Consider the following 24,441-nt stretch of genomic DNA (forward strand, 5'->3'; position numbering starts at 1 on the left):
CATTTAATGCCCCATTTCTTTATCAGTGTGTATGCTGATCACCACTGGACTGGTAATCAAAGGTAGGCATCGACCAATGATAGCGCAATGCCAGCATTCGTAAGCTAAATCCAAGCGTTAAACAAATCACTAGGTTTATCCACTCCTCCAATTGGTAGGCGTTGAGCGTGATATATAAGCCTGCGGTAAAGAGCGAAATCACCGCATAGAGTTCTTTCTTAAAAATTAAAGGCACTTGGTTGCACAGAATATCGCGGATCACCCCACCAAAAACGCCAGTAACTAACCCCATAACTACCGCAATCGTAGGGCTAAAACCGAGCATCAGAGTCTTTTGCGCGCCAACAATCGAGAAAACCGCCAGCCCAAGGGCATCGATTGCCAAAAACAACTTAGACAGATAACGCATAACCGGCGCAATCGCGACCGTTAACAAAGACGCAAATGCAATCGCAATCAGGTAATGAACATTCTCGACCCAAACCAAGGGGTAATTTCCGAGTAGCATGTCTCTTAAGGTACCACCACCAATCGCCGTAGCGCAGCCAATAATCACCACACCGAATAAATCCATCTGCTTACGACCCGCCGCTAAGGCCCCTGTCATCGCCTCGGCCAAAATCCCAATCAGCCATAATAATCCGATAAATTGTGCTTCTTGCATTTAAACTACTTATTACATATGCATAAAGAACGGATTTTGCCTGACAATTCCCATAGGGAATAATGAAATTATTTAAATTTTGCCATTAGAATATATAATCAATTAAAAAAGACCGTGCATTTATCCACTAGACTAACCACTAAAAGCAAGGGACTCTTTCCTTAATTAACAACAAATTAACCAAAATGTGATTTTTAATTTGATTAAACTAACCCTATTTTTTGATAAGTTTTAATAAAACAAAATCAATTAAAGTTGAAATAATTGCGAATATGTCATTCCTAAGTCACCTAAGCCTAAATTTTGGCCACAAAAAAACGGCCTAACGGCCGTTTTTTGTACTAAATGTAAATTATTTGTTTTCAGGCTTAGGTGGATAGTTTGCCATCACACTGCCTACAGCTTCGTTGATCAGCTGCACTCTTTCAGAAGGGGTATTTTTATCACGAATGGTGTCAGCAACCGAACCTCGCCATATCAATTTAGCAGTTTTATTATCAACTAAATCAACAATCAGCGTACCAACTTCGTATTCTCTCACCGTTGTTTGGGTCTGCATATTGCCACCCCATCCCCAACCAGGTCCATAGTAAGGGTTATAACCAAAGTTAGTATTGAAAGTATCTACATTAATTTTCTTGTCTATTTTGGTCAGATAGTTCACTAGGACATCTGCGTCCTTTGCATCTACTAATGTCATGCCCTTGGCTGAAAGCTGCGAATTAATCGCATCACGCACCCGCTGATCCATCAAACCATCTAAATGGTAACCAGAAGAATCGGTCTTTTGCGCTACCCAAGCATAGGTTTTGTACTGAGTAAAATTAGCACTCGGATCATAGTCCCAACCAGACTTTAAAGAGCTACAGGCACTTAAGGCCAGTACGGCTAAACCTATAATTAAATTTTTCATGATAATTTCCTTGGATGTTCGTACGGAACACAAATAAGCCAACACATAAATTTAGCTTACAGAGCAATGACTAGTTCTACAACTCAATATTATGAAAAAGCAGTATGTTATTCAGCTTGACTTCAGTAACCACTTTAAATGATAATGATTATCAGTTAAGGCGATTAAGGGGGAAATACTATGCTCTGGTTCATTAGCGCATTGATTGTTGCATCGGCAATCTTCTGGCTAGCGCCACAAAAGGCTCAAGCGGATACCAATAACAGTAAACTCGCACCTCATTTACCCATAATGCTATTGTTTTTACCTTTAGTAGTAATGAGCTGGCTGGTATTTGAGGCAGTATCAAACGGTGCAGACTATACAACGGTTGCCGCATTTTGCTTTGTTACTACGGCTTGTTTAATTGCAATCCCTAAATTACATCGTTTTATAATGCCCTGCGCTCTACTGACCGCATTGGCATTAATCGCTATGATTTTACAGCGTCTCTAAATCCACGTTTTAAACATGCTACTTCCCTGCAAAGAGCTAGCATTTACCTTCGGCCACTTTCAGTCTCTGTCAGTGGCCTTTTTTTTACCTCCCAGAAGCACAATGAATTTGGTAAACTTAAGCAGTTTTAATTCAGTTAAAAGATGACTTATGAGAGTAGATCCCAACGTTTCCCTAGTGTACAGCACAGATAAAGGCCGTATTACAGCTGAGCCTGAGGCAAAAGCGATCCCCACATCCGATGGCATCGTACGTATCCATAGAGATAGCAAAGGTCGTAAAGGCAAAGGCGTCTCTGTCATTTCAGGCCTTGGGCTTGACGAAGCAGGCTTAAAAGCGCTAGCGCAAACCCTTAAAAAACAATGTGGTTGTGGCGGTACAGTTAAGGATTTCACCATCGAAGTGCAAACCGATAATCGTGAACAACTCAAACAGCTGCTTGAAAAACAAAACTACAAAGTCAAATTGGCTGGTGGTTGATTAGGGCGTGTTGACGTTTCGAGATTAGATTTTGTTCGTTCTGGCAAGCATGTGCTCGCGAAACGAGGAATGATGTGTAGTTATTCTACTCAAATGACGAGTGACAAAGAGCAAGGGCTTGCCAGACGAACCCTTCGGGCAGCATTTGGCTGGTTTTTCTGCCGCGTTATCGTCCGTTTATGTAGAATAACTACACTGCACGGACTTTGCCTTGCATAAAAGCCAGCCAAATTGCTGCAAAAATAACCCTGAAACGTCAACACGCCCTAGTCACTCGCTAAGTCGCTGGATTTAATGTTATTCGATCAATGCCTATCGGCTGAACGGAGTATTTAATGGAGAGTTTGCAGAACCATTTTTTAATTGCAATGCCGTCACTCGATGACACTTTTTTTGAGCGAACCGTCATTTACCTATGTGAACACGATGAAAAAGGCGCAATGGGGTTAGTGATTAATAAACCTCTGGGTATTGAAGTTAACTCATTACTGGAGCAGATGGATCTACCAACAGAGCAAGTCTCTGCAGATTTGGCAATGGGATCGCAAGTCTTAATGGGCGGTCCAGTTTCCCAAGACAGAGGTTTTGTCCTGCATACATCCCAACCCTATTGGGCTAACAGTACGGAATTAGGTTCAGGATTGATGCTTACTACTTCTCGCGATGTATTAACAGCCATCGGCAGTAAGCGTTCGCCGGATAAGTTTCTTGTGGCATTGGGCTATGCTGGCTGGAGTAAAAATCAGTTAGAGCAAGAACTTGCCGATAATTCTTGGCTCACTATCCCAGCCGATCATGCCCTACTCTTCGATATAAACCACGAAGATAGATGGCAACAAGCTAGCCGTTCATTGGGCTTTGAGGCTTGGCAACTCTCAACGCAGGCGGGCCACGCTTAACCTCACTTTATTACGAGTTAATATCAGATGAACGCTAAAACCGTATTAGGTTTTGATTTTGGGACAAAAAGCATAGGTGTTGCCGTAGGGCAACAAATTACCGCCAGTGCAACACCACTTTTATCTATCAAAGCCGTTGATGGCATTCCAAATTGGGAAGAAATCGCAAAACTCATCCAAGAGTGGCAACCCGATTTAGTGGTCGTCGGTTTACCGCTCAACATGGATGGTACAGAGCAAGAAATGACCCACAGGGCGAGAAAATTTGCCAACCGACTTAACGCAAAGTTTGGCGTTAAAATTTTCACCCAAGATGAAAGACTAACCACCACAGATGCAAAAGCCAGACTCTTTGAATTAGGTGGTTATAAAGCGCTAACAAAAGGTCAAGTCGATGCGGTTTCTGCGGTACTGATTATCGAAAGTTATTTTGAAAATCATTTTGGTGATTGATTAATGCTTAAAAAAAACAAAAGGATAGCCGTTGCTATCCTTTTCTATAATATGACTCAAGCTTACAGATACGGCTTCACCAAATTCGCCATCATGGCGATGTGGTCATCATTATCATTGAGCGCAGGAATATATCGGAACTTCTCTCCCCCCGCATGAGTAAAGATATGGCCATTTTCGCCGACAATCTCTTCTAGCGTCTCTAAACAATCGGCGCTAAATGCTGGGCACACAATCGCTACATCACGCACACCTTGACTCGGTAGAGCCGCCATCGTTGCATCCGTATAGGGTTGCAACCACTTGGCCTTACCAAAGCGAGATTGGAATGTGATCGCAAATTCATCTTTGCTCAAACCTAATTGCTCAGCCACAAGACGAGTAGTCTTCATGCAAAAACAATAATATGGATCACCCAGATGAAGATTGCGCTCAGGCATTCCATGGTAAGACAGCACTAACTTTTGCGGCTTGCCATGTTTATCAAAATCGTCACGAATCGAATTGACTAATGCAGCAATAAAATCAGGGTTATCGTGATAAGTATTAATAAAATGCAGCGATGGCAGGTAGCGCCATTGGGATAACTCTTTAGCGATAGCGTCAAAAGCCGAGCCAGTTGTCGGCGCAGCATATTGCGGATAGAGCGGTAAAACCACCAGCTTATCAATCCCTTGTTTGTGCATCTCTCGTAAAGTGCTGGCAACAGAAGGATTACCATAACGCATAGCTAAGTGAACCGAAACTTGATGACCATCCGCGGTTAATTTATCGGATAGCTTAGCCGTTTGTCGCAAACTGATATCCATCAGTGGCGACCCCGCCTCAGTCCACACCTTTTGATAAAGTGCTGCAGACTTTGCAGGGCGTACCCTAAGTACTATGCCATACAAAATCAGCATCCAGAGGAGTTTTGGGATTTCCACCACCCGTGGATCAGATAAAAACTCGGCAAGATAACGCCTTACTGCCGATGCTGTTGGCGCATCAGGAGTGCCAAGGTTTAATAACAGCACTCCAACTTTGCCACGCGCAGCGTGACCCATTTCTTTTGATAATCCTGAAAACCTAGCCAAAGTAGCCTCTTAAAAATAAGTAAATGAAAAATTTTAGGCATTACAGCACGGATTCTATTGCCTGCTTAAGCTCAGTGCTATCGGGTTTAACCTTAGAATTAAATTGCATCACAGTGTTGCCATCGCCACTGACCACATATTTGTAGAAATTCCATTTAGGTGCACCGGCTTTATCACCTAAATACTTGAATACACTATTAACATCACTCCCCCTCACAGGAGACGTCGCGAGCATAGTGAAGGTGACACCATAGTTGATGTAGCATACTTTAGCGGTGTCTTTTTCGTCGTTTTCCTCTTGGAAAAAATCATCCGAAGGAAAACCAATCACCACCAAGCCTTTGTCTTTATATTCTTTATGGAGTGCTTCAAGCGCTTTAAATTGTGATGTATAACCACAATTACTCGCAGTATTGATCAGCAGCACAGGCTTACCCTGAGTCAGTTCACATAAGTTAACGCTCTGTTCTGAGTGCAATTTGCGCACTTCAACATCAAGATAGCTTGGGCATGTTGCCGCAAAAACACTGGTGCTCATCAAGCTAGTCAAGATAAATAGCGGGAATTTCATCATAATGTCCTTCTCATTCAATGATCCAAGATAGGCGAACTTATTCTTATTACGTAACTTGCTACGATAGGGATCATATTGAATAAAAAAATAAAAGCTACAAGGAGTTATCTATTACCCTAAGCGATAAAAAGCAGCTTCAAAAAGCTGCTTTAACATATGACAAAATAGGATTAATCCATATCCAAGGTCACGCCTTCCATAAAACTCGAACTGGGAGGTTCTTTATTTTGCAGTTTGATCATCAAGCGCAAGTCGTTTGGTGAGTCAGCATGGTGAAGCGCATCGGCGTAACTGATTTCCCCGTCAACATAAAGCTGTAACAAGGCTTGGTCGAAGGTCTGCATTCCTTGCTCGTTGGATTTCGCCATGGTTTCTTTGAGTAAATGCAGCTCATTTTTAGCAATCAAGCTTGCCACCCTTGGGGTATTGATCAATACCTCAATAGCTGCCCGCCGTCCTGTACCATCGACCTTGGGTACCAGTTGCTGCGCCACAATACCACGAAGGTTGAGTGACAAATCGAATAATAGCTGTTGGTGTTTACTCTCTGGGACTAAATGCATAATCCGATCTAAGGCTTGGTTGGCGTTGTTGGCGTGCAGTGTTGCCATACACAGATGGCCTGTTTCAGCGAAGGAGAGCGCAAATTCCATGGTTTCTTGGGTGCGAATTTCACCAATGAGAATCACATCGGGCGCCTGACGCAATGAACTCTTTAGCGCTGCGTCAAAGGACTCTGTATCAATCCCCACCTCACGTTGAGTAATGATACTTTTTCGATGATCGTGAACAAACTCCACCGGATCTTCAATGGTCAGAATATGCCCACGGGCATGGGAATTACGATAACCCACTAACGCCGCCAAGGAGGTCGACTTACCTGTACCCGTTCCCCCCACCATGATGATAAGTCCACGCTTACTCATCACCAGATCTTTTAATATGGGCGGCAGTTTTAAGTCATCGACTTCTGGGATTTTAGTCTCAATCCGCCGCATTACACAGCCAGGAGATTCACGCTGCCAAAATGCACTCACACGAAAACGCCCTAACTCTTTAACGGCAAATGCAAAGTTACATTCACGGGTAGTGTGAAATTCCTTTTTCTGTGCCTCGGTCATCACGGACTCAACAAAATCTAACGATTGTGCAGGCGTAAATATACTCTCAGCAAGTGGACGTAACTCACCATCGATTTTGGCGCTCGGCGGAAAACCTGCGGTAATAAACAAGTCCGAGGCTTTACGCTCCACCATGACTTTTAAAAACGGACGGACATCCATGATAAATCCTTAAAACGTCGCTTGTTTGTTTGAACTTTTCGCCATGGCATCTTCTCGGGTAATGAGGCCACGGTTAACTAAGTTTTGCAGACACTGTTCAAGAGTTTGCATACCATGGGCCATCCCCGTTTGGATAGCAGAGTACATTTGCGCCACTTTATCTTCACGGATAAGGTTACGGATAGCGGGCGTACCCATCATAATTTCGTGGGCAGCAACACGACCACCGCCGATTTTCTTAATCAGAGTTTGCGAGATAACAGCCTGTAATGATTCCGATAACATGGTACGTACCATGTCTTTTTCGCCAGCGGGGAAAACGTCAACCACACGGTCGATAGTCTTAGCTGCCGAGGTGGTATGCAAGGTACCGAATACTAAGTGACCCGTTTCGGCCGCGGTCATCGCAAGTCGAATGGTTTCAAGGTCACGCATCTCGCCGACGAGGATGACGTCAGGGTCTTCACGCAACGCACTTCTCAATGCGGCGTTAAAACTGTGGGTATGACGATGCACTTCCCGTTGGTTAATCAAACATTGCTTATTTTGATGAACGAATTCAATTGGATCTTCAATGGTTAGGATATGATCATGACGGTTTTCATTGATGTAATCCACCATGGCCGCAAGTGTGGTACTCTTACCCGAACCAGTTGGTCCAGTGACTAACACTAAGCCACGGGGAAAACTGGAGATTTTTTTAAAAATTTCAGGGGCGCCTAACTGCTCGAGTGACAAAATATCACTTGGAATGGTACGAAATACCGCAGCTGCACCTCGAGATTGGTTAAAGGCGTTCACACGGAAACGCGCTAAGTTAGGGACTTCAAAGGAAAAGTCGATTTCTAAATGTTCTTCAAAGTCCTTACGCTGTTTATCATTCATAATGTCGTACACAAGGCTGTGTACACCCTGATGATCGAGCGCGGGCAGATTGATTTTTCTCACTTCACCGTCGACACGGATCATGGGAGATATCCCTGCAGAGAGGTGTAGATCCGAGGCTTTGTGTTTTACACTAAAGGCTAATAACTCAGTGATTTCCATAGTTTGGGATATCCTTGCAACCAGATAATTACATCATGACAACAATAGCAGACAGACTCGCAGTAGCCCAGAGCAGGATCGCGCAAGCGGCGCAAAAATGCGCACGCTTACCTCACAGTATTCATTTACTTGCCGTCAGTAAGACTAAACCGATAGCAGATATTATAGCAGCCTATGATGCGGGTCAGCGTTGCTTTGGTGAGAACTATGTCCAAGAGGGGGTGACTAAAATTGAGTCACTCAAAACCACTCACCCCGATATTGAATGGCATTTTATTGGGCCACTGCAATCAAATAAAACCACTTTAGTCGCCCAGCATTTCGATTGGATGCACACCCTTTCTCGTGAGAAAATTGCCCTGCGACTCAATGAACAGCGCCCCGCTAACCTTGCGCCACTTAATGTGTGTATTCAAATCAACATCAGTGATGAAGACACAAAATCTGGTATCAATGCCCAGCAGATGTTGCCGCTGGCAAATAGCATCAGCCAACTGCCACAGTTAAGGCTCAGAGGTTTAATGGCGATCCCAAGCGCGACCGATGATACTGAGCAACAAACTCGCGAGCTTAGCGAACTGAAACACTTATTCGATACGCTAAAACAGCATTACCCAGATGTAGATACCCTCTCAATGGGCATGAGTAATGATTTGGACCTTGCTATCGCCTACGGCTCAACCATGGTACGAATTGGCAGCGCCATCTTTGGTGAGCGGGATTATTCCTCAAAAGAAACGACGATTTGAATCAATACGTACAGAGTCTGCTGCCATAGAAGACTGCATTAACAATTGTCGTGATAGCGGATTGAAAACCAAGTTGTAGCGACTGACTGGGTATTTGGTCTTGTTTTTACTCGCTAAAGCCCAAATACTGTAACGAGACATTAAATAGAATTTTTTATCCGGCCTAATCGTTGTCATTGCTGAACCATAGGATTCAGCCCTAGGCCAGACATTATGGGGAATACATGAGTCAACAAAAAATCTGCTTTATCGGTGCGGGCAATATGACCCGCAGCATCATTAGCGGCTTAATTCGTAGCGGTTATCCTGCATCACAGGTTCAGGCGACCAACCCAAGCCAAGGTAAACTCGATGCCCTCGCCACCGATTTTGGTGTACGTGTTTCCCAAGACAATGTAAGCGCCGCACAGGATGCTGATGTGATCATATTGTCTGTTAAACCTCAGTTGATGGAGCAAGTGTGTCAAGCGCTGCAAGGCATTGATATGTCAAATAAGCTTCTGATAACCATTGCAGCGGGCATCAAAGCAAGCCGCTACAGCGAGTATCTGGCTCAACCCATTACACTTATCCGCACTATGCCAAACACCCCAATGCAAATCGGTGTAGGTATGACGGGACTCTATGCACCGCAATCCCTATCTGATGCACAAAAAGCCATTGCCGAACGCTTAATGTCCAGCGGCGGAGAAATAGTGTGGGTAAATGAAGAATCTGACATTAATCAAGTGATTGCCCTTGCTGGTAGTTCGCCTGCTTATTTTTTCCTACTGATGGAATCGATGATTGATGCGGGCAAACAAATGGGCATGGATGAAGCCAAAGCCAGAAGCTTAGTGCAGCAAGCCGCCCTTGGTGCTGCTATGATGGCTAAACAAAATCCTGAGCTCACGCTGGGTAACTTACGGGAAAATGTCACCTCTAAGGGCGGCACAACGGCGCAAGCTATCGCCACGTTCGAAGCGGCAGATCTCCGTGGCGTCGTAAAAAAAGCCATGGAAAACTGCATTAACCGTGCAGAAGAAATGGCAAAAACGTTTTAATTAACCCACGTTCCCGACGGCTCAAACAAATATAACTCGGACATTTTTAATCGGACTCATATAGGCAGAAATCTCGATGAATGCATTAACTTTCTTGATCAGCACACTCTTCGATTTGTATTTGATGGTAGTGATATTACGGCTCTGGCTCCCCTTAGCCCGCGCTGATTTTTATAACCCTTTCAGTCAATTTATTGTTAAAGCAACTCACCCACTCATCGCTCCCATGCGCCGAGTGATACCATCAATCGGAAGATTCGATACCGCCTCTTTTGTCCTCGCATTATTTGTAGTTATGGCCAAAGTCTTGCTCTTAAGCCTTATCGCAGGTGGTGGTATCGACATTCTGCTGTTCTTTGTTTTTGCCTTAGTCAGTGTCATCAAACAAGCAGGCATTTTGCTGTTTTGGATGCTGATCATCCGTGCAATTTTGAGCTGGTTTAACCAAGGCTATAACCCTATAGTGATGATCATGGGACAATTAACCGAGCCACTTTTAGCACCCGTGCGCCGTATTATTCCGCCTATCGGCGGCTTAGATCTCTCGGTGATGTTAGTGATTATCGGTATGAATTTTATCAATATGCTGTTGGCGCAATACGTGCCGTTTTGGGCCGTGATTTAATGAGCGCAGTCATTATGCAGCAAGGCGACTTGCTGCTTAATTTGTATATTCAACCTAAGGCGAGTCGCGATCAGATAGTCGGGCTTCATGGTGATGAGTTAAAAGTGGCCATTACCGCTCCGCCGATTGATGGCAAGGCCAATGCCCATTTGAGCAAATATTTAGCCAAGGCATTTAAAGTGCCTAAAAGCGATGTGCATATCCTTAAGGGCGAATTAGGACGCCATAAACAGGTACGCATTAATGCGCCTAAGAGTGTTCCTGCAGAAATATCAGCGCTACTCGAATAACAATGAGTAAGAAGTCTGACCCCAGTGACTCATACTCAAGTCATCCCCCATACGAAGGTACCAAATCATGTTACGTAATTTCCTCATTATGCTCGCATTAACCGCTAGCCTATGTGGCGTAGCAAACGCCGAGCAAAAAGAAACCGTTGGTAATTTTGATATTCATTACATGGCGCTGGGTAGCACCTTTTTAACCCCAAGCATAGCCAAATCCTACGGTATTGAACGTAGTAGTTACACAGGCATCATCAACATCGCCGTGTTAGATACAAGTGAAGCAGGCTCACCCGCCGTCGCCGTACAGATAACGGGAGTAGCCAATAACTTACTCGATGCTCGTATCGATTTGAAATTTAGAGAAATCCGTGAAGGTCAGGCTATTTATTACATCGCCGAAGTACCTTACCGTGACGATCAAGAAATCAATTTCAATATCGCCATCAAATACGGAAATGAACTAAACACTAATCTACAGTTTAAACAAAAGTTCTACGTCGAATAATCGACACCCGCCCTTACTCGGACGATACGCATGTATCGTCCCGCGTTTTTCTGTCCTTTACTGCTGAGCTTGGGTATCATTGCCGCGATAAACATCGCCCAATGAAATAGGTATCCCATGCAACAAATCGTCCTCGCCAGTGGCAATAAAGGTAAACTTGCCGAATTCGATCAAATGCTCGCCGCCTATGGCGTAAAAGTGCTGCCACAGAGCCAATTTAACGTTAGCGAAGTTGCCGAAACGGGCACCACCTTTGTTGAAAACGCCATTATCAAAGCCAGACATGCGGCGCAAATCACAGGGCATGCAGCTATTGCCGATGACTCGGGATTAGAGGTCGATTTACTCCAAGGTGTGCCGGGGATTTACTCTGCGCGCTATGCGGGGGAAAATGCCAAGGATCAAGATAATGTGTTAAAACTCTTAGACACATTAAAAGATTATCCAGCGCCCCGCACAGCAAGATTCCAATGTGTTTTAGTCTATATGCGCCATGCCAAGGACCCGACCCCAATCATTTGCCAAGCCTCGTGGGAAGGCCAAATCGATTTCGTGCAACGTGGTGACAACGGCCATGGTTACGATCCGATTTTTATTCCTGAGCACCACGATTGCAGCGCCGCCCAAATGAGCAGTGACGAGAAAAATACCCTGAGCCATCGTGGTAAAGCCTTAGTGCAACTGATTACTGCCATGCAGGAAAAAGGCGTATTTACCGACAGGAACGCCCAATAATGTCTGTGAATGTGTCACCTCAGCTAACCTTACCGCCATTGAGCTTGTACATTCATATCCCATGGTGTGTACAAAAATGTCCTTACTGCGACTTTAACTCCCATGGGCAAAATGGTGAATTACCCCAGCAAGCCTATGTGGATGCTCTGCTGGCGGACTTACGCCAAGACTTGCACTTAGTACAAGGCCGTAAGCTACACACCATTTTTATTGGTGGTGGAACGCCGTCTCTGTTTGATGCCAATCAAATCAAACGGATATTGGATGATGCCAATGCTCTCATTCCCTTTAGTGATGGCATTGAAATCACCATGGAAGCCAACCCTGGCACCTTAGAGCACGATGACTTTAGCGCCTACCGCGCCGCTGGCGTAACGCGTTTATCCATTGGGGTGCAAAGTTTCTCCAAGGATAAGCTTAATCTCTTAGGCCGTATTCACGATCAAAATGAAGCCCAAACTGCCGCTCAAAAAGCCCGTCAAGCGGACTATTTAAGTTTTAATTTGGATCTGATGCACGGACTTCCTAACCAAAGTTTTGAAGAAGCGATGGCGGATATAGATACCGCTGCATCCCTCAATCCACCGCATTTGTCTTGGTATCAACTAACGATTGAGCCCAATACCTTGTTCCACTCTAAGCCACCACAACTTCCCGATGATGAAGATCTCTGGCAGATCTATGAACAAGGGCAACAAAAGCTAGCGGCTTTAGGTTATGAGCAGTATGAAATCTCGGCCTATGCCAAACCCGGTTATCAATGCCAGCATAACCTTAATTATTGGCAATTTGGCGATTATTTAGGCATAGGCTGTGGCGCCCACGGCAAAGTCACCTTACCCGAAGAAAATCGTATTATTCGCACGGTTAAAATCAAGCATCCGAAGGGCTATTTAACTGCCGATAATTACACCTTCGAACAAACAGAAGTCGCGCAAGAAGATCGCGCACTCGAATATTTGATGAATCGTTTACGCCTAATGACGCCAATCCCTAAGCAAGAGTTTGAAGATAGAACGGGGTTGCCTCGAGATGTCTTGAAGGATGGGATGGAAAAGGCCAAACAACGGGGTTTACTCACCGAATCGGCCGAACACTGGCAATTAACCAATAAAGGTCACATGTTTGTGAATGATTTATTGACACAATTCTGCTAATAAGTCGGTAGTGTTCAAATTTCTGTGTCATTTCTTTAAGCTATACCAAAAAGAGATGATTTATGACCACACCTACTTTTGATATCAATGCGGCCATTCAAGCACTACGTGAAGGTAAAGACCTCACCGGCAAGGATGGCATCTTAACCCCTTTGATTAAGCAACTCACTGAAGCGGCCTTGGCGGCTGAGCTGGATGGCCACTTGGCGAGCACTGAAGGCGCCAATCGTAAGAATGGCAAAACCACTAAAACGGTTAAAAGCCCCCTTGGCAACTTCGAGTTGAACACACCCAGAGACAGGGCGGGCACCTTCGAACCTCAATTAGTCAAAAAGCACCAAACCCAACTTACCGATGAAATGGAGCGTAAAATCATTGGCTTATTTTCATTAGGCTCCAGCTATCAAGATATTCGTGCGCATATCGAAGACATGTACGGCATGTCGGTGTCCAACGGCACGGTAAACGCCATTACTGACAAGTTACTCCCTGAGCTTCAAGCATGGCGGGAGCGCGAACTAGAGCCACTTTACCCCGTCATATGGCTCGATGCGATTCACTATAAAATCAAAGAGAACGGTCGCTTTATTAGCAAAGCGGTTTACACCATTTTGGCGCTTAACGTCGACGGTAAAAAAGAGCTATTAGGCTTATATCTGTCGGATAATGAAGGGGCTCACCATTGGTTAAGCGTGCTAACCGACCTGTATAATCGCGGCGTTAAAGACATCCTCATCGCCTGCGTTGATGGCCTTAAAGGCTTTCCTGAAGCGATTGCAACCATTTACCCGCAGACGGAAGTACAGTTGTGTGTCATCCACCAAATTCGCAACTCGATGAAGTATGTTGCCTCTAAGCATCAAAAGGCCTTTATGGCGGATTTAAAGTGCGTTTATAAGGCCGCCACCTTGAATGCGGCCGAGATGGCATTGGATGAGCTGGAGACGAAATGGGGTGATAAATACCCCGTGGTGATTAAGTCATGGCGCAACAAATGGGCACTGCTATCGGTGTATTTCAAATACCCAGACTATGTCCGTACTGCCATCTACACCACCAATGCCGTTGAAGCGGTACATAGGCAATTCAGGAAGTTAACCAAAACGAAGGGCGGTTTTGCTAACGAGAACAGTTTACTCAAGCTGCTTTACGCAGGTATATTGAAGGCCTCTGAGCGCTGGACTCACCCCATCCAAAACTGGAATTTGACGCTATCACAGCTCTCAATCCATTTTGAGGGGCGCTTAGAAAACCATATCGACCTGTGAAATTAACCTGACACAGAATTATGAACAGCCTCAATAAGTCGATTAAATATATTTAAAAAAATAATGTGTTAGCCTAACTCTTTCAGTAAAACATCGATAATGGCTAACACATTTTCTAACATTTATATTCATACATTTTCCCCCTGCTTCTTTAGAATTACCTGAACATTGTTAAGGAAGTCTGTTCATGCCTATAAAAACGAACATCAGCTTAATCGCATTTGCCCTCACCACCCTACTAGCACTCCCAACAAGTGCAGTGCCCAGCTTAAATGACTCACATAATGTAGCCAGTGCAAGTGTTACAGCCCAAAGCGAGTCAGAAAAAGCTAACGCCTTGTTTGAAACCATCTTCATGGAAAACATTATGGCGAGTCCAATAGCGCAAACCTATATGGGCATAAAGCAGGACTATGACAAGTGGGATGAAATTGGCGATGAGGCCGATGCACTCGAACTGGCACGCACCCAAAAACAATTAGCTGAAATTAATCAACTGGATGCAAGTAAGCTTGACCCGCAAACTCGCCTAAGCCTTGCACTACTAACACAAAACCTGAATAACGACATCAAAGACTATCAATGGCGTTATCATACTTATCCCGTTAATCAGATGCGTGGTGGTCACTCGATGATCGCTTCTTTCCTGATTAATCAACATCAGATCACCGATGTCAGTGATGCTAAAGCCTATATCAGCCGCCTAAATGGGGTGCCCAAGCGCTTAACTCAATTGCAAAAAGCTCTCGAAGTTCGCGCAGAGAAAGGCATTATCGCCCCTAAGTTTGTGTTTGGTTATGTCATTTCTGATAGCCAAAACATTTTAAAAGGCGCGCCTTTTGATAAAAATGAAGACAGCGCATTACTCGCGGATTTTCGTAAAAAGGTCAAAGCTCTTAGCATCCCTGAAACAGAGAAAGCCCCACTGATAGCCGAAGCTGAAAAGGCACTCACCTCTCAGGTTGCACCGGCTTATAAGGCACTCATTTCGTATATTAAAACCTTAGAAGCCAAAGCTGATACCCGCGATGGGGTGTGGAAATTACCCGATGGTGACGCTTTTTATAACAATGCTCTTGCGCGCACCACGACAACCGATATGACGGCGGATGAAATCCATCAACTCGGCCTTGCCGAAGTTGAACGTATCCATAATGAGATGCGTGCCATCATGAAAAAAGTGCACTTTAACGGTACGCTGCAAGCATTCTTCGCCTTTATGCGTAACAATCCACAGTTCTATTATCCCAATACGCCGGAAGGTAAAGCGGCCTATTTAGCCGATGCGACTCAACTCATAGATAATATGCACTCGCGCTTAGATGAGGTCTTTAAGGTCAAACCGAAGGCGGCAATGATCGTCAAACAGGTTGAATCCTTTAGAGAAAAATCTGCGGGTAAAGCCTTTTATGAACAACCTGCCCCCGATGGTTCTCGTCCAGGTAGCTACTACGCTAACCTCTACGATATGAAAGCCATGCCAAAGTATCAAATGGAAGCACTGGCCTATCACGAAGGGATCCCTGGGCACCATATGCAAATCGCTATCTCGCAAGAGCTTAAAGATATTCCTAAGTTCCGTAAGTTCGGTGGCTATACCGCCTATATCGAAGGCTGGGGACTGTACAGTGAGTCTTTCCCGAAAGAGATGGGTTTATATGCCGATCCTTATTCTGATTTTGGTCGACTGGCGATGGAGTTATGGCGCGCTTGCCGTCTAGTCGTCGATACCGGCATTCATGCAAAAAAATGGACCCGCGAACAAGGTATTGCCTATTACGTTGACAATACGCCCAATGCAAAATCCGATGCGGTGAAAATGGTGGAGCGTCATATCGTGATGCCATCTCAAGCCACAGCCTATAAAGTCGGGATGATTAAGTTGCTCGAACTAAGACACAAAGCTGAAAAACAGCTAGGTGATAAATTTGATATCCGAGATTTCCATACCTTAATTTTGGCAAACGGCGCACTGCCTTTAGATGTGCTTGAAGAGCATGTTAATCAATGGATTGCCAGCGTTAACAAAGCCTAAGCTTACAACCTTGGGAGGCTAACGCTAGTCTCCCTTGAACGCGGTTACGAATGAAATGATTAAATTGCAGCCAATAAAAAAGCCACTATCAAGTGGCTTTTTTATTGGATTTATCACCAGCTTGGTAATAAAACCCTATCTCACTGTGGATCACTATATTTGATTTATTAAGCAAGCACTTAACACTCGGTGTGACTTTAGGGTACAGAGAGACAAAACTTGTTTCCCGCTGTTTTGCCATCATAAAAAAATTACCTCAGCCGAGTTAAGCTGAGGTAAACCAAAAACTAGGATGATGGTTTAAAAGCCAACATTGTTTTAGTTCGCAAACTTCTGCTGGCGGTGACTCGAAACTGCATTACTGCGGACCTGTACACTCATATCGAAAGGGGTCATTTCCAATAAAAGTATAGGACTCAGGTCATTCCGAATCATCTACCACCATTGTATCCATTTAAGAACAGACCGCAATCCATCCGCAAAAAACTTGTTTAAGCAAAGGCTAAAAAACCAAGTTAAAATACAGCACAATCAAATCACAACCAATTGATTTAAAACAAAATAAATTAACAACCAATACCAAACAAGGGTATTGGCGCGATTTTAAGAACAATGTTTCCAAAATTACTAACGTTCACTGAAAAGCTCAGCATAAGGGATATCCCAATAAGGCGGGTTGCCGATATGGTCTTTAATAAACTCGATAAAGGCGCTGACCTTAGGCGCTAAATGCTTACGACGTGGATACACCGCCTGTAGCGGTAGATGATGGGTCAATTGCCAATCTTTAAGCAGTGGTACTAAAGTTCCCTTGGCGATCTCATCTTCCATCAAATAGCTAGCGAGGTAAACAACCCCTAAGCCACTGATTGCGGCAGATTTTAACGCTGGTGCGTTATCCACTCTAAAGTTACCCGAGACACCAATCTCACAGTAATCATCGCCTTTCTTAAATTGCCACATGCTGTGTTCATGCCACTCACCTTGATAGACCAAACAGTTATGGTCAACCAATTGTTCAGGGCGCGACGGTTCGCCATGCTTAGCAATATAATCGGGTGAAGCAACGAGTAAAAACTGACACTTCATCAAAGGACGTGCAACCATACCTAGCGGTAACTGCTCAGACATAGTTAGCAACAAATCTAAACCTTCACTGACCACATCAACCTTATGATCAAGCAAACTGACTTGTAGCTCAAGCTCAGGGTGTTTTGCCATAAAGGAGGGTAAGGCTGGGATAATATGCATAGCACCAAAGGATTGGGAAATCCCCACTTTTAGGACGCCACGGGTTGCATCGTTTAAGTTATGCACACTGGCAATCGCTTGCTCGGCATCGCGGAGCAACTCCTCACCTTGCAGATATAACAAATGTCCAGCTTCGGTCAGGCTTAAGCTACGAGTTGTACGCTGGATCAATTGAACGCCAAGTCGATGCTCGAGATCGGCTACCTGCGTACTGACCTTAGATTTAGAGATCCCAAGCCTTCTTGCGGCGGCACTAAAACTTCCGGCTCTGGCCACATGAGTAAAAATCGCAATAGGTTCTAATAGTTCTAACATGAAAGTCGCCTTAAGCAGTTTCGACAGTGATATAAACTTTCGGAATAGCGCAGGAATGCAGCATAAATGCCTTAAAGCATTCCATAATGCCTTAATATCTCACAGCAAATGGGTTCGTTGTAGAGATTTAGACCGAAAAAGTCCGCTAAAGTAGAGTGTTTTATCTGACTGAGTTGCCAGCTTTTCATTATATTTTAAGAGTATATCAAACATTAGTCTTAAGAATGTAACATTCCGCACTAAATAGCCGCAAGCATTGGGATTCATTTCAAGGTGCTAGGTATAACATTCCCCAAGAAAAAGCCCCAAACACCAAGGTGCTGGGGCGTTATCATTTACAAACAGCTTTAGGCGTTAAGACTCGCAGGCGGTCATCCCTCTGGGGCGAGTTTGAACTCATGATAACCTTGCAACCCATTGGGGAATGAGCTGTAGTCTGAAGCAATACAAGTCAGAACCCCTTGACTGCGGTGACTACTCGCGTAACTCATGGCTGGTATTTTGTGTCAACACATAAGGCGCTAACTCAGGTACGTCTTTACGTAACTGATTTTCCAGCACTAACAGACTTTCAAAACGTTCACATAATCGGTCGGCTTTCGCTTCAAGCCCCTTAGATTGAGTTTCAACTTGCTGCTCAATATCTTGGCCAAGCTTATCCATTTTTTGTGAGAATGCATCCATCTTAGCTTCGAATGACTCGCCATCACCAGAGAGCATTTGCCCACCAATATTCATCATTAGCGTACCGATGGAGTTTTGCATTAACTGCTCCATTTCCTGCTCAAATTCATCATTAAAGGTGCTTTGTATCGACTCATCGGTTGCCCCAAGGTAAAAACTATCTCCTTGTCTGTAAGCAACTGCATCAACACGTTTCTGCACGCCCGCCATCATTTCGTCAAATTTAGCTCCCGCGACATCACCCATCAGCGGCGTTAAGGCCATACTCACCGCTTGGGAAGCCAATGCAACAGCTTCGTTCACTAATCCAATCACCTCAGGCACCTGAGTCGATACTTCATCGGCATATTGAGTGACTAGCTTTTTCTGCTTATCGGAGAGATTGACTTGCTTGCCTTCGACAAACAACTTGTCGACTTCGATGCGATATTTTTCGAGCCCTTTCTCACTCATCACAAGTTTTTTAGGTTCGACCTTAACATCATAATTAAGGGAGACGTCACAACGATCATGGATTTGTGGCTCGGTTTTCGCCTGCACTAACTGCAATCCGGAAATACCTAAAATAACGCCCGATAATGCCACTCCAGTTAATAGCGTATTTATCTTCATTGTTGTTCATCCTTTAATCTGAGGGATTTGACTAAGCTAACATGCTAAAAGACTAATAGCAGAAGACATGCCAACTTTGTAACAAGCTAATTAATATGGAGTTATAGAAATTAGCACCGATAGATGATTAGTGATTTTCACTAATCATTAGTCTAAGAGTGCTAGAAATAGGTAAATCAGAAGATTGAACGTCCGAGACGCTGGCTTAGCTGTTCCAACATTGCTGTCCCAGCCAGGGAATTGCCTTGAGTGTCTAACTCGGGGGACCATACGCAAACTGATAATTCCCCGGGGATGACGGCAATAATGCCACCACCAACGCCACTTTTCCCCGGCATACCCACGCGATAGGCAAATTCACCTGCACCATCATATAAGCCTGACGTCGCTAACAACGCATTTAACTGGCGCGTCTGCACTTGGGAGATAAGCTCGGTGCCATCTAAGGTTTTGCCGCGATTAGCTAAATACAACATCGCCTTCGATAAATCGGCGCAGTTCATCTTTAAGGCGCAATAATGAAAATAAGTGCGCAGCACTGTATCGACATCACCTTGAAAATTGCCGAAGGATTTCATCAGATAGGCGATGGCCGCATTGCGAGCACTGTGCTGATATTCAGAATCCGCCACTTGCTTATCGAAACAGACTTTATCGTTTTGACTCAGCGCCCTGACTAATTCCAACATGCGATGTTTAGGTGCGCCCAAACGACTCTGCAATAAGTCAGCAATCACTAACGCGCCAGCGTTAATAAAAGGGTTACGTGGCTTACCACGCTCCAACTCGACTTGGACCAATGAATTAAAGGAATGTCCCGAAGGTTCTTTGCCGACGCGGCTCCAAATTTCGGTTTCTTCATATAAAGTTAGCGCTAAGGTTAAGCTGAAAACTTTAGAAATACTTTGAATTGAAAATGGCTCAAGGTAATCCCCTGCGCCTATGGTTTCGCCATCAATCGTGGTAACGGCAATACCTAATTTGCCAGGATCAATATTGGCGAGCGCAGGGATATAATTAGCAACCTTTCCTTGGCCGAGCAAGGGTCGAACTCTGTCGACCACTTCCTCTAATAACGCCGTTTCTGGCATTAACTCCACCAAATATCGTACAGTTCGCTAACTTCGAGTTGAGTCACTTTTTGACCCGCCCAGAAGGCCTTAACTGCAGCAATATCTTCCTCAGTGCACTTACCGATTGTTTGGGTCGCAATAATACCTTCCCATTCGATATGACCACCGCCATGGAAGCCTAGCTTACGGGCTTCAATCACCTCTTCAATAAACTTATCGACAGTTGCATCAATTTCAGCTTCAGAAACAGATGCATCGAACGTCCAAGTGATGTCAAAACCTAACTCTTGGAATTCATCGACGCGCATTTTCTTACGTAAACGACGGCTACGATTCGTTGCCATAGTGATTTTCCCCGTTGTGTTAAAAAATCCAATAAAAAAATGAAGATATTAAGCGATACGCTCGAACATCAGATCCCACACACCATGGCCAAGGCGATGACCACGAGCTTCAAATTTGGTTAATGGGCGATGATCTGGGCGCGGTACTACAGTACCATCAGCAGATTGGTTTTTATAACCGCTCGCCACATTCATCACTTCCAGCATATGTTCACTGTAGTTTTCCCAGTCGGTTGCCATGTGGAATACGCCGCCAATCTTCAGCTTACGACGGATCAATTCGGCAAATTCAGCTTGTACGATACGGCGTTTGTGGTGGCGCTTTTTGTGCCAAGGATCAGGGAAGAACAACTGCACGCGCGTCAGGCTGCCATCGGCAATCGCATGTTCTAATACTTCCATTGCATCATGGTGATACACACGAAGATTGGTCACGCCCGCAGCTGCGGCATCACTTAAGCATGAGCCAACACCCGGCTTATGCACTTCAATACCGATAAAGTTCAGCTCTGGTGCTTCTTGCGCCATTTGCACTAAAGAAGCGCCCATACCGAAACCAATTTCCAGTACAGTGTCAGCTTTGCGGCCAAATACGTCAGCTAGATCCAATGGTGCTGGGCTGTAATCTAAACCCATTGTTGGCCACTGAGTCTCAATGGCTTGCGCCTGACCTTTAGTCAAACGCCCTTCTCTTAGGACAAAGCTTCTGATCTTACGCAGGTACTTGCCTTCTTCATTAAATTCAGCGGTAGTGACTTCGCTCATTTTTGCCTCGTCTCGTGGACAACACCCTCTAAAAAGAAGGGCATTATCCAAAGTTCAACTTACAGTGCAAGCACTAATGGAGCCGAAGTATAACAAGATTCTCTGCCAGATCGAATCTAGCACTGTTTTTCCTGTGAGAGTGACTTGTTTGCCGCCCTATCTCCCGCTACACTGCGCCGATGAAATCTACAGCCTCCTTTGCTACACGTATCGTTAATTGGTACGACAATCACGGTCGTAAAACCCTCCCTTGGCAGCAAGATAAAACCCCATATCGTGTATGGGTTTCAGAGATTATGCTGCAACAAACGCAGGTAGCGACAGTGATCCCCTATTACCAGCGCTTTATGCAGCGCTTCCCCAATGTGTTAGCACTCGCTAACGCGCCAGATGATGAAGTACTGCACCATTGGACTGGCCTTGGTTATTACGCCAGAGCCCGCAATCTACATAAAGCCGCTAAGATGATCCGCGATGAATATCAAGGTCAATTCCCGACAGACTTTGAGCAGGTGTTAGCGCTACCAGGTATAGGCCGTTCGACAGCGGGTGCGGTGTTATCCCTGTCACTTGGGCAACATCATCCCATCCTCGATGGCAATGTTAAGCGCGTCCTAGCAAGACATGGGGCGATTGAGGGCTGGCCTGGGCAAAAACCTGTGGAAGAGCGACTCTGGCAATTAACCGAGCAATTAACGCCACAGCAAGATATTCAAAAATATAACCAAGCCATGATGGATATTGGTGCCAGTATTTGTACTCGCAGCAAACCAAATTGCGCCGCTTGCCCTGTCGCTGTCGATTGCAAAGCACAATTAATGGGTAGGCAAACCGATTTTCCAGGTAAAAAGCCAAAGAAAACTATTCCCGAAAAATCTGCGTGGATGTTGGTTCTGTTTAAAGATAACCAGGTCTTTTTGGCTAAACGCCCACCTGCTGGGATTTGGGGCGGCCTGTGGTGCTTCCCTGAATTTAGCTCCGAAGCCGCCCTCAACACTGAACTTGAAGCGCAGGGTTATCAACCAACTCAACTTGAACCATTAATTGGTTTTAGGCATACCTTTAGTCATTTCCATTTAGATATTCAGCCTATGTTGCTGGACTTAGATAAATGGGCAAGTGGTAAACCAAGCGTCGGCGCAATCATGGAACAAAACCAGTCTCTCTGGTATAACATCAATCAACCTTCCAAAGTGGGACTCGCCGCCGCAACTGAGCGCGTGTTAGCCAATTTGGGATCACTCGTAGCTATTGCTCGTAACCACTGTAGTCAGTAAGGAATAATCATGGCGCGTACTGTCAATTGCGTACATTTAAACAAAGAAGCCGACGGCCTAGACTTTCAACTGTATCCAGGTGATTTAGGTAAACGTATTTTTGATAACATCAGTAAAGAAGCTTGGGGCCTATGGCAAAAAAAGCAGACCATGCTGATTAACGAAAAGAAACTTAACATGATGAATGTTGATGATCGTAAGTTTTTAGAAGCGCAAATGACCTCTTTCCTGTTCGAAGGTAAAGACGTTGAAATTGAAGGTTTTGTGCCTGAAAAAGATCAAGATTAATCTCAAGCTCTGTGCCTATTTCAACATGTAAAAAGCGCCATTTGGCGCTTTTTACATTTCTAGCTAAGTAGTCAGAAAACTTACTTACGCACGCCTTCAACGACAAGATCTAGCTCAACATGGCTTGAGGTTGGACCTAAATCTATTTTAATACCGAAATCTTTCATGGCAAAAGTGGTTTTCCCAGTAAAACCTGCGCGGTATCCGCCCCAAGGGTCTTGACCTTCACCAACTGCATGGGCTTGAATTGCCAGAGGTTTAGTCACGCCATTTAAGGTTAAATTACCGTTAATCACTAAGTCGCCATTACCTTTATCTTCCACTGAAGTCGATGCAAACGTTGCTTTCGCAAATTTGCCAGTATTAAGGAAATCTTCGCCACGAATGTGTTTATCACGCTCAGCATGATTTGAATCGACACTAACCGTATTAACAGTAACATTCACCTTCATTGCAGTAGGTTTAGCGGCATCAAAGCTAAAGTCGCCACTAAAATCATTAAAACGGCCTACCACATAGCTATAACCTAAATGATTAACTTTAAAGGTAATAGAAGCATGAGCTCCTTCTGTATCAATCACATAATCAGCCGCAGAAACCGCCATAGGAGCGAAAAGAGATGCACCAATCAGTGCGCTAAACAGTTGCTTTTTCATTATATTATCCTCGTTTAAATTTAATCATTTTGAGTAGTGTTGAATCTTTATCGATAAAGTGATGTTTTAATGCTCCTACAGCGTGGATCACAACCAGTGCGATTAAGCTATAGGCGGCGTATTGGTGGATATCACCTGCTATATCTGCTTGGTTTTCAAACAAAGGCCTAAAACTTGGCAATTCAAACCAGTCAAACAGCATGATTCCGCGACCTTCTTCAGTAGAAATCAATATACCAGCAGCCATGATCAGCAACAGCAGAAAATAAATGGCGATATGGGCCACATGGGCCGCTAACTTTTCCCATGGCTGGTGATTTGGCTCTGACGCAGGTTTTGGATTGACCAAGCGCCAAACCAAACGAAAAAGTGTTAATGCCAGTAATAATAGCCCGATGCTTTTATGCCAATGTGGCGCAGTTTTATACCAAGGGCTGTAGTAAGTTAACTCCACCATCCAAACTCCCACGGCAAATAATCCGATCACGACAACAGCACTCAACCAATGGCTAGCAATAGCAATAAGTCCATAATTAAACTTAGTATTTCTAAACATACAGCTACTCCAAACCTTTATACTTAGGTCGATTAATTAAATAATGTTCATTATCATAAAACGAATTTTAAAAACTAAAATCAGTAAAAATCGCCCATATCTTTCTAAAATTTAGAAAAATAGCTCAAAGTAGTGTTTTATTGGTTAGGAATGAGTGATAAATGGAGTCTAAACGGTAGGAAAAACAGTGTTAGCCCACTTATCCCGACGAGTTTGGACACGTTTATAGATAAAAAACACTCAAAGTGCACATTAAACAGTCGAACGCATCATTTATCAGGAAAAAGCGCTTGCAGAGGCTAAACACCCTCGTTAATATAGCCGCACTTCAA

At 44.4% G+C, this 24,441-nt stretch carries 28 protein-coding genes; 15 read left to right on the forward strand and 13 right to left on the reverse strand.

The genetic code is table 11. The annotated features are described in order from the left end of the window. Positions 1-22 precede the first annotated feature (22 nt). Both SO_RS15580 and SO_RS15585 read right to left on the reverse strand, forming a co-directional pair. Entirely contained in the window at positions 23-664 is a 642-nt protein-coding gene (locus tag SO_RS15580) for a trimeric intracellular cation channel family protein (protein WP_011073212.1), read from the reverse strand. A 352-nt stretch (positions 665-1,016) separates the two neighbouring features. Further along, entirely contained in the window at positions 1,017-1,577 is a 561-nt protein-coding gene (locus SO_RS15585) for a DUF4136 domain-containing protein (RefSeq protein ID WP_011073213.1), read from the reverse strand. Between the two features lie 180 nt (positions 1,578-1,757). Here SO_RS15585 and SO_RS15590 point away from each other — a divergent pair, with 180 nt between their 5' ends. The 4 genes from SO_RS15590 (at position 1,758) to ruvX (ending at position 3,904) form a co-directional block, all read left to right on the forward strand. Then, complete coding sequence (locus SO_RS15590; protein WP_011073214.1) at positions 1,758-2,072, forward strand: hypothetical protein; 315 nt, start codon at positions 1,758-1,760, stop codon at positions 2,070-2,072. A 150-nt stretch (positions 2,073-2,222) separates the two neighbouring features. Next, positions 2,223-2,552, forward strand: coding sequence for a stress response translation initiation inhibitor YciH (gene yciH, locus SO_RS15595; RefSeq protein WP_011073215.1), 330 nt, complete (start codon positions 2,223-2,225; stop codon positions 2,550-2,552). A 335-nt stretch (positions 2,553-2,887) separates the two neighbouring features. Continuing rightward, positions 2,888-3,451: a YqgE/AlgH family protein gene (locus tag SO_RS15600; RefSeq protein WP_011073216.1), complete on the forward strand. Its 564-nt coding sequence runs from the start codon at positions 2,888-2,890 to the stop codon at positions 3,449-3,451. A gap of 27 nt (positions 3,452-3,478) precedes the next feature. Then, entirely contained in the window at positions 3,479-3,904 is a 426-nt protein-coding gene (gene ruvX, locus SO_RS15605) for a Holliday junction resolvase RuvX (protein WP_011073217.1), read from the forward strand. A 62-nt stretch (positions 3,905-3,966) separates the two neighbouring features. On the opposite strand, the gene hemH is transcribed toward ruvX, so the two are convergent. The 4 genes from hemH to SO_RS15625 all read right to left on the reverse strand — a co-directional run bounded on the left by hemH (position 3,967) and on the right by SO_RS15625 (position 7,884). After that, a complete protein-coding gene (hemH, locus tag SO_RS15610; protein WP_011073218.1) occupies positions 3,967-4,950 on the reverse strand; it encodes a ferrochelatase in 984 nt (327 codons plus the stop codon). A 70-nt stretch (positions 4,951-5,020) separates the two neighbouring features. Further along, positions 5,021-5,551: a glutathione peroxidase gene (locus SO_RS15615; RefSeq protein WP_405130463.1), complete on the reverse strand. Its 531-nt coding sequence runs from the start codon at positions 5,549-5,551 to the stop codon at positions 5,021-5,023. 173 nt (positions 5,552-5,724) lie between these two features. Then, positions 5,725-6,837, reverse strand: a complete 1,113-nt coding sequence (locus SO_RS15620) for a PilT/PilU family type 4a pilus ATPase (protein ID WP_011073220.1) — start codon at positions 6,835-6,837, stop codon at positions 5,725-5,727. Positions 6,838-6,846: 9 nt separating this feature from the next. Then, positions 6,847-7,884 carry a type IV pilus twitching motility protein PilT gene (locus SO_RS15625; protein ID WP_011073221.1) on the reverse strand — a complete coding sequence of 346 codons (1,038 nt, stop codon included), beginning with the start codon at positions 7,882-7,884 and terminating at the stop codon, positions 6,847-6,849. A gap of 35 nt (positions 7,885-7,919) precedes the next feature. Between SO_RS15625 and SO_RS15630 the strand changes: the two genes are divergently transcribed. From SO_RS15630 to SO_RS15670, 9 genes are all read left to right on the forward strand, one after another. Continuing rightward, positions 7,920-8,633, forward strand: coding sequence for a YggS family pyridoxal phosphate-dependent enzyme (locus SO_RS15630; protein WP_011073222.1), 714 nt, complete (start codon positions 7,920-7,922; stop codon positions 8,631-8,633). A 224-nt stretch (positions 8,634-8,857) separates the two neighbouring features. Beyond that, positions 8,858-9,676 (forward strand): pyrroline-5-carboxylate reductase, encoded by an 819-nt coding sequence (proC, locus tag SO_RS15635; RefSeq protein ID WP_011073223.1) that lies wholly within the window; start codon positions 8,858-8,860, stop codon positions 9,674-9,676. A gap of 76 nt (positions 9,677-9,752) precedes the next feature. Further along, positions 9,753-10,301, forward strand: a complete 549-nt coding sequence (locus SO_RS15640) for a YggT family protein (RefSeq protein ID WP_011073224.1) — start codon at positions 9,753-9,755, stop codon at positions 10,299-10,301. Beyond that, positions 10,301-10,591 carry a DUF167 family protein YggU gene (gene yggU / locus SO_RS15645; RefSeq protein ID WP_011073225.1) on the forward strand — a complete coding sequence of 97 codons (291 nt, stop codon included), beginning with the start codon at positions 10,301-10,303 and terminating at the stop codon, positions 10,589-10,591. Before SO_RS15640 ends, yggU begins: the two co-directional genes overlap by 1 nt. A 67-nt stretch (positions 10,592-10,658) precedes the next feature. Beyond that, positions 10,659-11,093 carry a DUF4426 domain-containing protein gene (locus SO_RS15650; protein WP_011073226.1) on the forward strand — a complete coding sequence of 145 codons (435 nt, stop codon included), beginning with the start codon at positions 10,659-10,661 and terminating at the stop codon, positions 11,091-11,093. A gap of 117 nt (positions 11,094-11,210) precedes the next feature. Next, positions 11,211-11,828, forward strand: a complete 618-nt coding sequence (gene rdgB, locus SO_RS15655) for an RdgB/HAM1 family non-canonical purine NTP pyrophosphatase (protein WP_011073227.1) — start codon at positions 11,211-11,213, stop codon at positions 11,826-11,828. Next, positions 11,828-12,985, forward strand: a complete 1,158-nt coding sequence (gene hemW / locus SO_RS15660) for a radical SAM family heme chaperone HemW (RefSeq protein ID WP_011073228.1) — start codon at positions 11,828-11,830, stop codon at positions 12,983-12,985. Before rdgB ends, hemW begins: the two co-directional genes overlap by 1 nt. 62 nt (positions 12,986-13,047) lie before the next feature. Further along, positions 13,048-14,253, forward strand: a complete 1,206-nt coding sequence (locus SO_RS15665) for an IS256-like element ISSod5 family transposase (protein WP_011073229.1) — start codon at positions 13,048-13,050, stop codon at positions 14,251-14,253. A 187-nt stretch (positions 14,254-14,440) separates the two neighbouring features. Continuing rightward, entirely contained in the window at positions 14,441-16,288 is a 1,848-nt protein-coding gene (locus SO_RS15670) for a DUF885 domain-containing protein (RefSeq protein WP_011073230.1), read from the forward strand. 627 nt (positions 16,289-16,915) lie between these two features. Here the strand turns inward: SO_RS15670 and SO_RS15675 are convergent. From SO_RS15675 to trmB, 5 genes are all read right to left on the reverse strand, one after another. Continuing rightward, positions 16,916-17,854, reverse strand: a complete 939-nt coding sequence (locus SO_RS15675; protein ID WP_011073231.1) for a LysR family transcriptional regulator — start codon at positions 17,852-17,854, stop codon at positions 16,916-16,918. A gap of 474 nt (positions 17,855-18,328) precedes the next feature. Continuing rightward, positions 18,329-19,150 (reverse strand): YggN family protein, encoded by an 822-nt coding sequence (locus SO_RS15680; RefSeq protein ID WP_011073232.1) that lies wholly within the window; start codon positions 19,148-19,150, stop codon positions 18,329-18,331. Positions 19,151-19,326: 176 nt separating this feature from the next. Further along, a complete protein-coding gene (gene glsB / locus SO_RS15685) occupies positions 19,327-20,241 on the reverse strand; it encodes a glutaminase B (RefSeq protein WP_011073233.1) in 915 nt (304 codons plus the stop codon). Next, positions 20,241-20,567 carry a YggL family protein gene (locus SO_RS15690; protein WP_011073234.1) on the reverse strand — a complete coding sequence of 109 codons (327 nt, stop codon included), beginning with the start codon at positions 20,565-20,567 and terminating at the stop codon, positions 20,241-20,243. The genes glsB and SO_RS15690 overlap by 1 nt, the downstream gene beginning before the upstream one ends. Before the next feature lie 48 nt (positions 20,568-20,615). Then, complete coding sequence (gene trmB, locus SO_RS15695; protein ID WP_011073235.1) at positions 20,616-21,332, reverse strand: tRNA (guanosine(46)-N7)-methyltransferase TrmB; 717 nt, start codon at positions 21,330-21,332, stop codon at positions 20,616-20,618. Positions 21,333-21,511: 179 nt separating this feature from the next. Between trmB and mutY the strand changes: the two genes are divergently transcribed. Together mutY and SO_RS15705 are read left to right on the forward strand one after the other, a co-directional pair. Beyond that, a complete protein-coding gene (gene mutY / locus SO_RS15700; RefSeq protein WP_011073236.1) occupies positions 21,512-22,609 on the forward strand; it encodes an A/G-specific adenine glycosylase in 1,098 nt (365 codons plus the stop codon). 9 nt (positions 22,610-22,618) lie between these two features. Then, positions 22,619-22,897 carry an oxidative damage protection protein gene (locus SO_RS15705; RefSeq protein WP_011073237.1) on the forward strand — a complete coding sequence of 93 codons (279 nt, stop codon included), beginning with the start codon at positions 22,619-22,621 and terminating at the stop codon, positions 22,895-22,897. Between the two features lie 80 nt (positions 22,898-22,977). On the opposite strand, the gene SO_RS15710 is transcribed toward SO_RS15705, so the two are convergent. Then, entirely contained in the window at positions 22,978-23,553 is a 576-nt protein-coding gene (locus SO_RS15710; protein WP_011073238.1) for a YceI family protein, read from the reverse strand. 4 nt (positions 23,554-23,557) lie between these two features. Then, the gene (locus SO_RS15715; RefSeq protein WP_011073239.1) at positions 23,558-24,109 is read right to left on the reverse strand and encodes a cytochrome b; all 552 of its coding nucleotides are present in this window, start codon (positions 24,107-24,109) and stop codon (positions 23,558-23,560) included. Between the last annotated feature and the right edge of the window lie 332 nt (positions 24,110-24,441).

Source organism: Shewanella oneidensis MR-1, from assembly GCF_000146165.2.
GTDB classification, from domain to species: domain Bacteria; phylum Pseudomonadota; class Gammaproteobacteria; order Enterobacterales; family Shewanellaceae; genus Shewanella; species Shewanella oneidensis.

Coding starts and splice junctions, on each gene's coding strand:
- ruvX (WP_011073217.1), top strand. CDS start 3,479: ATGAACGCTAAAACCGTATTAGGTTTTGATTTTGGGACAAAAAGCATA.
- proC (WP_011073223.1), top strand. CDS start 8,858: ATGAGTCAACAAAAAATCTGCTTTATCGGTGCGGGCAATATGACCCGC.
- SO_RS15710 (WP_011073238.1), bottom strand. CDS start 23,553: ATGAAAAAGCAACTGTTTAGCGCACTGATTGGTGCATCTCTTTTCGCT.
- trmB (WP_011073235.1), bottom strand. CDS start 21,332: ATGAGCGAAGTCACTACCGCTGAATTTAATGAAGAAGGCAAGTACCTG.
- SO_RS15625 (WP_011073221.1), bottom strand. CDS start 7,884: ATGGAAATCACTGAGTTATTAGCCTTTAGTGTAAAACACAAAGCCTCG.
- SO_RS15715 (WP_011073239.1), bottom strand. CDS start 24,109: ATGTTTAGAAATACTAAGTTTAATTATGGACTTATTGCTATTGCTAGC.
- SO_RS15580 (WP_011073212.1), bottom strand. CDS start 664: ATGCAAGAAGCACAATTTATCGGATTATTATGGCTGATTGGGATTTTG.
- hemW (WP_011073228.1), top strand. CDS start 11,828: ATGTCTGTGAATGTGTCACCTCAGCTAACCTTACCGCCATTGAGCTTG.
- SO_RS15615 (WP_405130463.1), bottom strand. CDS start 5,551: ATGAAATTCCCGCTATTTATCTTGACTAGCTTGATGAGCACCAGTGTT.
- SO_RS15640 (WP_011073224.1), top strand. CDS start 9,753: ATGAATGCATTAACTTTCTTGATCAGCACACTCTTCGATTTGTATTTG.
- SO_RS15665 (WP_011073229.1), top strand. CDS start 13,048: ATGACCACACCTACTTTTGATATCAATGCGGCCATTCAAGCACTACGT.
- yciH (WP_011073215.1), top strand. CDS start 2,223: ATGAGAGTAGATCCCAACGTTTCCCTAGTGTACAGCACAGATAAAGGC.
- SO_RS15630 (WP_011073222.1), top strand. CDS start 7,920: ATGACAACAATAGCAGACAGACTCGCAGTAGCCCAGAGCAGGATCGCG.
- SO_RS15705 (WP_011073237.1), top strand. CDS start 22,619: ATGGCGCGTACTGTCAATTGCGTACATTTAAACAAAGAAGCCGACGGC.
- SO_RS15675 (WP_011073231.1), bottom strand. CDS start 17,854: ATGTTAGAACTATTAGAACCTATTGCGATTTTTACTCATGTGGCCAGA.
- glsB (WP_011073233.1), bottom strand. CDS start 20,241: ATGCCAGAAACGGCGTTATTAGAGGAAGTGGTCGACAGAGTTCGACCC.
- SO_RS15620 (WP_011073220.1), bottom strand. CDS start 6,837: ATGGATGTCCGTCCGTTTTTAAAAGTCATGGTGGAGCGTAAAGCCTCG.
- SO_RS15650 (WP_011073226.1), top strand. CDS start 10,659: ATGTTACGTAATTTCCTCATTATGCTCGCATTAACCGCTAGCCTATGT.
- mutY (WP_011073236.1), top strand. CDS start 21,512: ATGAAATCTACAGCCTCCTTTGCTACACGTATCGTTAATTGGTACGAC.
- SO_RS15680 (WP_011073232.1), bottom strand. CDS start 19,150: ATGAAGATAAATACGCTATTAACTGGAGTGGCATTATCGGGCGTTATT.
- SO_RS15585 (WP_011073213.1), bottom strand. CDS start 1,577: ATGAAAAATTTAATTATAGGTTTAGCCGTACTGGCCTTAAGTGCCTGT.
- yggU (WP_011073225.1), top strand. CDS start 10,301: ATGAGCGCAGTCATTATGCAGCAAGGCGACTTGCTGCTTAATTTGTAT.
- SO_RS15670 (WP_011073230.1), top strand. CDS start 14,441: ATGCCTATAAAAACGAACATCAGCTTAATCGCATTTGCCCTCACCACC.
- hemH (WP_011073218.1), bottom strand. CDS start 4,950: ATGGGTCACGCTGCGCGTGGCAAAGTTGGAGTGCTGTTATTAAACCTT.
- SO_RS15690 (WP_011073234.1), bottom strand. CDS start 20,567: ATGGCAACGAATCGTAGCCGTCGTTTACGTAAGAAAATGCGCGTCGAT.
- SO_RS15590 (WP_011073214.1), top strand. CDS start 1,758: ATGCTCTGGTTCATTAGCGCATTGATTGTTGCATCGGCAATCTTCTGG.
- rdgB (WP_011073227.1), top strand. CDS start 11,211: ATGCAACAAATCGTCCTCGCCAGTGGCAATAAAGGTAAACTTGCCGAA.
- SO_RS15600 (WP_011073216.1), top strand. CDS start 2,888: ATGGAGAGTTTGCAGAACCATTTTTTAATTGCAATGCCGTCACTCGAT.